At 68.1% G+C, this 877-nt stretch carries 1 protein-coding gene; it reads right to left on the reverse strand.

Annotated features, from left to right (window positions below; all coding sequences use genetic code 11):
• Positions 1 to 57: 57 nt before the first annotated feature.
• Positions 58 to 828, reverse strand: coding sequence for a type I methionyl aminopeptidase (gene map / locus ACFFRH_RS44280; protein ID WP_386164205.1), 771 nt, complete (start codon positions 826 to 828; stop codon positions 58 to 60).
• Between the last annotated feature and the right edge of the window lie 49 nt (positions 829 to 877).

An 877-nucleotide genomic window follows, 5' to 3' on the forward strand; every position in this document is an offset into this window, starting at 1 on the left:
GATTCGCGATGAGGCGCCCGGAGCACGGGGGGCGGGGCTTCCGCCTCACGGTCGCGCCTACCTCGGCAGGGTGAGGATTTCGGCTCCGTCGTCGGTGATGGCGATCGTGTGCTCGCTGTGTGCTGTACGGCAGCCTGTCGCGCTTCGGAGGGTCCACCCGTCGGCGTCGGTGACGAGTTCGGCGGTGTCGGCCATGACCCATGGTTCAAGTGCGAGCAGCAGCCCGGGGCGCAGTCTGTATCCGCGGCCGGGGCGTCCGGTGTTCGAGATGTGCGGGTCCTGGTGCATCGTCGATCCGATGCCGTGGCCTCCGAACTCGGTGTTGATCGGATATCCCGCCTCGCTGAGGACCGAGCCGATGGCGTGGGAGATGTCGCCGATGCGGGCTCCGGGGCCGGCGGCCGCGATGCCCGCGTTCAGCGCGCGTTCGGTCGCGCTGATCATCGCGACGCTCTCCGGGGGGTTCGAGTCGCCCACGATGAAGCTGATGGCGGAGTCCGCGGCGACTCCGTTCTTGGAGACGGCGAGGTCGAGCGTGAGCAGGTCGCCGTCGGCGAGGGTGTAGTCGCGGGGCAGTCCGTGGAGTACGGCGTCGTTGACGGCCGTGCAGATGTAGTGGCCGAACGGCCCGCGTCCGAAGGAGGGCTCGTAGTCGACGTAGCAGGAGAGCGCTCCGGCCTCGGTGATCATCGCCTGGGCCCAGCGGTCGATGTCCAGGAGGTTCGTGCCCACTTCGCTGCGGCTCTTCAGCGTCTGCAGGATGTGGGCGACCAGGGCGCCTGTCTCCTTCGCTCGGGCCAGGTCCGGGGGGGTCAGGATCTCGATCATGCGGCGCCCTTCTCATGCAACCAATAACTATCCCGGCCATATTATCCCG

The organism is Streptosporangium vulgare, assembly GCF_042428775.1.
Taxonomy (GTDB): Bacteria; Actinomycetota; Actinomycetes; order Streptosporangiales; family Streptosporangiaceae; genus Streptosporangium; species Streptosporangium vulgare.

Coding starts and splice junctions, on each gene's coding strand:
- map (WP_386164205.1), bottom strand. CDS start 828: ATGATCGAGATCCTGACCCCCCCGGACCTGGCCCGAGCGAAGGAGACA.